Consider the following 3,882-nt stretch of genomic DNA (forward strand, 5'->3'; position numbering starts at 1 on the left):
GCGGCTCGCCGCTTTGTATCAGAATGTACGCTCCGACTATACCGGGCGGGCAGATTTTCAGACGGCTTATGCGCTGAAATCGGGCTGGTGTTCGGGGGCGGCGCTGCGGAAAGCCGGATGCGCGAGGGCGTGGGCTTCGATGCGTGTCAGCGTCGGGTAGGGGCTGAGGTCGCACTGCATCCGCCGCGCGTTGGCCAGCTGGGGAATCAGGCAGCAGTCGGCCAGCGTGGGCGCGTCGCCGAAACACCATGCGCCGCCGCCGTGTTGCCGCAGCAGGGTTTCCGCTTTGCTAAGGCCGTCTGAAATCCAATGGGCGTACCATTGGTTTTTCTGCGCTTCGTCCAGCCCCAAATCCTGCTGCAGATAGCGCAGCACGCGCAGGTTGTTGAGCGGGTGGAGGTCGCAGGCAATCAGGGTGCTGAATTCCCACACCCGCGCGCGCAGCTGCGGCTCGTCGGGTATCAGCTGCGGCTGCGGATATTTGCGGTCGAGATAGTCGATGATGGCCAGCGACTGCCCGAGGCGGAAGCCGTCGTCGTCCAGCGCGGGGACGAGTGCGGCGGGGTTGATGCCGGTATAGGCTTCGTCGCGGTGCGCGCCGCTGCGGATGTTGACGCCGGCGTGTTCGGCATCGATGCCTTTCAGATTGAGGGCGATACGCACGCGGTAGGAAGCCGAGCTGTTGAAAAATCCGTACAGTTTCATGGCGCGGCTCTCTTATGCGACGTTGACGGACAGCTTGCCCAAGCCTTCGACTTCCACCAGCATGTCGTCGCCGCGTACCACCGCGCCCACACCTTCGGGCGTGCCGGTGAAAATTACGTCGCCTGGCTCCAGCGTAAACAGCGTGGACAAATAGGACACGGTTTCGGCCACCGACCAAATCAGGTTGCGGATGTCGCTTTGCTGGCGCGTTTCGCCGTTGACATCCAGGCGGATGGCACCGGATGCGATATGGCCGACGCGCTCGGCGGGGTAAACGGGGCCGACGGGTGCGGAGTAGTCGAAGGCTTTGCCGACTTCCCAGGGGCGGCCCATTTCGCGCATCTGCATCTGCAGGTCGCGGCGGGTCATGTCGAGGCCGGTGGCGTAGCCCCAAACGTGGTCGAGGGCGTGTTCTACGGCAATGTCTTTACCGGCTTTGCCGATAACGGCCACCAGCTCGGCTTCGTAGTGCAGGTTGGCCGTTTGCGGCGGATAGGGGAAGGCGTAGGTTTCGCCTTCGGCTACGGGCACGACGGCATCGGCGGGTTTGCAGAAGAAAAACGGCGGCTCGCGGTCGGGGTCGAAGCCCATTTCGCGGGCGTGGGCGGCGTAGTTGCGGCCGACGCAATACACGCGGCGCACGGGAAACAGGCTGTCGCTGCCGGCGACGGGAATGGCGGTAACGGCGGGCGGGGTGACAACGTAATTCATGGTTTTTCCTTTTCTCGTTCTCTCAATGAAATAAAAGGGCAGCCGGTTTTCAGACGGCTTTTTCAGACGGCCTTTAAGCCCGGGCTTCGCGCAGCAGGCCCAGTGCTTCCAAAACGGGGCGGTCGGAATAGCTGAACAAGACGACATCTTCGCCGGCATCGGCCTCCAGCCGCACCGGATACCAAGACGGGGCTACGAATACATCGCGCGGCGAAAATTTGAAGACCGCGTCGCCGATATAGGCGGTGCCGCTGCCTTCAACGGCGGTATAGACGGTCGAATCCGAGCTGCGGTAGGTTTTGCCGGCAAAGCCTGCGGGCAGGTATTGGAGGAAAGTGCCGATGGTCGGCATGGCCCAGCCGCCCGTGGTCGGATTGATGTAGCGCATTTTCACGCCGTCGTATTCGTCCATCGCTTCAAAGCGGTAGAGTTTGTCGAGTGCTTCGCGGCTGCGCTCGTAGGGATAGCTGAAAATCGGCGAAGTCGGGTCGGCAGAGCGGTGGCGCACGGGCGTCATGTTGTAGCCGAAGCGGGCAAAGCTCTCGCCTTCGTGTTTGTAAACGTCCTGTTCTTTGGCAACATGGTTTTCGGCAAAACCCGCATCCAGTGAAGCCACCAGCGGAATGTCCAAGCCGTCGAGCCACACTACCGGCTCGCCGCCTTCTTCAAGGGTGGGGTTGCCGTGGTCGTGCCAATGCCAGGACGGCGTGATGATGAAATCGCCCGGGCTCATGGTGGTGCGTTCGCCGTTGACCGCCGTCCACGCGCCGCGTCCTTCCAACACAAAGCGCAGCGCGGATTGCGTGTGGCGGTGGCTGGGCGCGGTTTCGCCCGGCAGAATGAGCTGGATGCCCGCATACAGAGATTGGGTGATGCTGGATTTGCCCGGCAGGCCGGGGTTTTCCAATACCAAAACGCGGCGCACCGCTTCTTCCGCAGTAATCAGCTCGCCCGCCGCCATCACATAGGGGCGCATTTCGTCGTATTTCCAAATGGCCGGCACGATGGACGGGCGCGGCGATTCTGTGACCAGATTGTGCAGCGACAGCCACAGCGGCGACAGATTCTGCCCGGCCAGCTCCCGGTAATATTCCTGACGTTGTACTTCCAAAGACATCGCATTCTCCTAATGGCTTGTGTGGGCGGTGTGCGTCCTTGCAGGGCGGTTACACCGTACTACATTGCGCTAATATGCCTGCGAATATATGATATGGAAAATAATATTTTCGTATGATGTATAACAAAAAGGATATAGATATGGGCGACTGGACGCGGCGCGTGCGGCTGCGGCATTTGGAAATCGTGTTGGCGCTGGCCGAGAGCGGCAACATCAGCCAAACCGCCGCCGCGCTCAATATGACCCAGCCGGGCATTTCCCGCTGGTTGAAAGAATTGGAAGACGACATCGGCCTGCCGCTGTTTGAGCGGCACGCCCGCGGCCTCAAGCCGACTAGTCACGGCGACGCGCTGATTGCCCATGCCCGCCAACTGCTCAACTACATCGATCTCACCCGCGATGATTTGGACGCCCGCAAGCACAACGGCAGCGGCATCGTCCGCCTCGGCTGCTCCGGCGCAACCACCACCAATACCGCCCCGTCTGCCGTGGCCGCGCTGACTGCCGAGCTGCCGCAATGCCGCATCAGCGTTACCGAAGGTACGATGGATACGCTGCTGGAGCAGCTGGCGCAGGGGCGTTTGGATATTGTTATCGGCCGCTCCGCCCGCCGCCTGCTGCCGGAGGGCATCCGACACGAAACCATCTACATGGAGCCGCTGCATTTTATTTCCGGCCCCGGGCATCCGTTGGCGCGCGCGGGCAGGCTGGAATGGGCGCAGCTCTACCGCTACCGCTGGCTGGTGTGGCCGCCCGGCACGCCGATCCGGCAGGAATTGGAAACCGTGCTGCTGCAGGCGCAGAAAAGCCTGCCCGAAGACCACATCGAAAGCAATTCCGCCAATTTCAACCTCAATCTGCTGGCGCAAACCGATTTCATCAGCGTGGCATCGTCCCGCACCGCCCGTCGCTGGCAGCATTTCGGGCTGATTGCCGTATTGGACCTGCCGCTGCCGGTCTTGGGCTCGGTGTCGGCCTTTTGGCGGGAAGACAGCATCAAGCGCACGGCGGTCAAGCGTGCGCTCGAGAGCGTGCGCGCGGCGGGCTGGCAGACGGACGGGGGCTGAAGCAGGGCGGTTTTCAGACGGCTTTTGATGTGTGCCGTCTGCCGCTTGCTGCTTTGTCCCATTCTGTGTTATTCGATGATAAATCGCCGTAGGTCGGGCACTTTTGCCCGACGATATGTGTATTTTCGGAAGTTTTGGATAAGTTTGACGATGTCGGGCAAAAGTGCCCGACCTACCATTGCCGTCTGAATTTGCGCATATGCGGCTTGGTCTTCCATTCTAAAGTTAAAGGAAAATAAGGACTAATAGACATTTGGGATGATAAAAATCGCTGAAAGCTCC

Annotated in this window: 4 protein-coding genes; 1 reads left to right on the forward strand and 3 read right to left on the reverse strand. The window is 60.9% G+C overall.

From position 1 onward, the window contains the following. Window positions 1-66 precede the first annotated feature (66 nt). The 3 genes from maiA to gtdA form a co-directional block, all read right to left on the reverse strand. The gene (gene maiA, locus BDE01S_RS08965) at window positions 67-705 is read right to left on the reverse strand and encodes a maleylacetoacetate isomerase (protein WP_066080450.1); all 639 of its coding nucleotides are present in this window, start codon (window positions 703-705) and stop codon (window positions 67-69) included. Between the two features lie 12 nt (window positions 706-717). Next, window positions 718-1,416: a fumarylacetoacetate hydrolase family protein gene (locus tag BDE01S_RS08970; RefSeq protein ID WP_066080452.1), complete on the reverse strand. Its 699-nt coding sequence runs from the start codon at window positions 1,414-1,416 to the stop codon at window positions 718-720. 73 nt (window positions 1,417-1,489) lie between these two features. Next, entirely contained in the window at window positions 1,490-2,533 is a 1,044-nt protein-coding gene (gene gtdA / locus BDE01S_RS08975) for a gentisate 1,2-dioxygenase (RefSeq protein WP_066080455.1), read from the reverse strand. Between the two features lie 140 nt (window positions 2,534-2,673). Between gtdA and BDE01S_RS08980 the strand changes: the two genes are divergently transcribed. Continuing rightward, window positions 2,674-3,600 carry a LysR family transcriptional regulator gene (locus tag BDE01S_RS08980; RefSeq protein WP_066080460.1) on the forward strand — a complete coding sequence of 309 codons (927 nt, stop codon included), beginning with the start codon at window positions 2,674-2,676 and terminating at the stop codon, window positions 3,598-3,600. The last annotated feature ends 282 nt before the right edge of the window (window positions 3,601-3,882 follow it).

It is taken from the genome of Bergeriella denitrificans NBRC 102155, assembly GCF_001592185.1.
GTDB lineage: Bacteria > Pseudomonadota > Gammaproteobacteria > Burkholderiales > Neisseriaceae > Neisseria > Neisseria denitrificans.

What these genes read in the sequence shown, in the direction of transcription:
- maiA (WP_066080450.1), bottom strand. Translation starts at nt 705, where the DNA reads ATGAAACTGTACGGATTTTTCAACAGCTCGGCTTCCTACCGCGTGCGT.
- BDE01S_RS08970 (WP_066080452.1), bottom strand. Translation starts at nt 1,416, where the DNA reads ATGAATTACGTTGTCACCCCGCCCGCCGTTACCGCCATTCCCGTCGCC.
- gtdA (WP_066080455.1), bottom strand. Translation starts at nt 2,533, where the DNA reads ATGTCTTTGGAAGTACAACGTCAGGAATATTACCGGGAGCTGGCCGGG.
- BDE01S_RS08980 (WP_066080460.1), top strand. Translation starts at nt 2,674, where the DNA reads ATGGGCGACTGGACGCGGCGCGTGCGGCTGCGGCATTTGGAAATCGTG.